At 75.4% G+C, this 1378-nt stretch carries 1 protein-coding gene; it reads left to right on the top strand.

Annotation, left to right across the window (positions count from 1 at the left end; genetic code table 11):
* Nucleotides 1-51: 51 nt before the first annotated feature.
* A partial coding sequence (locus OZN99_RS31595) for a beta-ketoacyl [acyl carrier protein] synthase domain-containing protein (RefSeq protein WP_270939150.1) occupies nt 52-1378 on the top strand: 1327 nt, incomplete at its 3' end.

Raw genomic sequence — 1378 nt, 5'->3', positions numbered from 1 at the left:
GCGCCGCGGCGCACCGCGGCGCCCGGTCCTGAGGTCGGGCGGCACGGCCTGATGCGCGGCGCAGCACGCCGGGCTCGCCCGCCCGCCCAGGGCGTTCCCGGTCCCGTTCCCGTCGCCATCGTCGGCGCGGCCTGCCGGCTGCCCGGCGCGCCGGACCTCGACGCCTATTGGCGCCTGCTCGAAAGCGGGACCGACGCGGTCTCCACCCTGCCGGCCGACCGCTTCCCCCAGGCGGCCTTCTTCCACCCACGGCCGGGCGAGCCGGGGCGGTCCTACACCTTCGCGGCCGGCCATATCGGCGACCCATACGGCTTCGACGCGGCGGCCTTCGGCATATCCCCGCGCGAGGCGACGGAGATGGACCCGCAGCAGCGCCTGCTGCTGGAGGTCACGCTCGGCGCCATCGAGGATGCGGGCTGGCGGCCCTCCGCACTGGCCGGGCAGGAGGTCGGGGTCTTCGTCGGCGGCTCCTCCACCGACTATGCGGAGATGCGGCTGACCGACCCGGCCGGTGCGGACCGCTACTTCATGACCGGCAACGCGCTGTCGATCCTGTCGAACCGCCTGACCAACGTCTTCGACCTGCGCGGCCCGGCGGAAACCATCGACACCGCCTGCTCCTCCTCCCTGGTCGCGCTGCACGCGGCCTGCCGCGCGCTGGCGGAGGGCCAGGTGCCGGCGGCGATCGCGGCCGGGGTGCAGCTGCTGCTCTCGCCCTATGCCTTCGGCGGCTTCTCCCGCGCCGGGATGCTCTCGCCCAGCGGGCGTTGCCGGGCCTTCGACGCCGCGGCGGACGGCTATGTGCGCGCGGAAGGGGCGGGCGTGGTGCTGCTCAAGCGCCTGGACGACGCGCTGCGCGACGGCGACGTGGTGCGCGGGGTGATCCTGGCCAGCGGCGTGAACAGCGCCGGCCGCACCATCGGCCTCGCTCTGCCGAACCGCGCAGCGCAGGCGCGGCTCATCGGCCGGGTGATGGCCGAGGCCGGCATCGGCCCGGCGCGGCTGGCCTATTTCGAGGCGCATGGCACCGGGACGCTGGCCGGCGACCCCGCGGAGGCCTGGGCGATCGGCACCGCCGCCGCCGCGGCAGGCGGCCGCGCGGCGCCGCTGCCGGTCGGCTCGGCCAAGACGAATATCGGCCACCTGGAACCGGCCTCCGGCATCGCCGGGCTGCTCAAGGCGATGCTGGTGCTGGAACGCGGCATCATCCCCGCCACGCTGCACCAGCAGGCCCCCAATCCGCGGATCGACTTCGCGGCGCTGAACATCCGCGTGCCCGCCGCTGCGGAGCCGCTGCCGGATGTCGAGGCGCCGGTGGCGGGCGTGAACTCCTTCGGCTTCGGCGGCACCAATGCCTGCGTGCTGCTGGGCGCGGCAC

Origin of the sequence: Falsiroseomonas oryzae (genome assembly GCF_027856955.1) — a bacterium.
Lineage (GTDB): Bacteria > Pseudomonadota > Alphaproteobacteria > Acetobacterales > Acetobacteraceae > Falsiroseomonas > Falsiroseomonas oryzae.
This window is presented reverse-complemented; position numbering and strand designations above follow the sequence as displayed.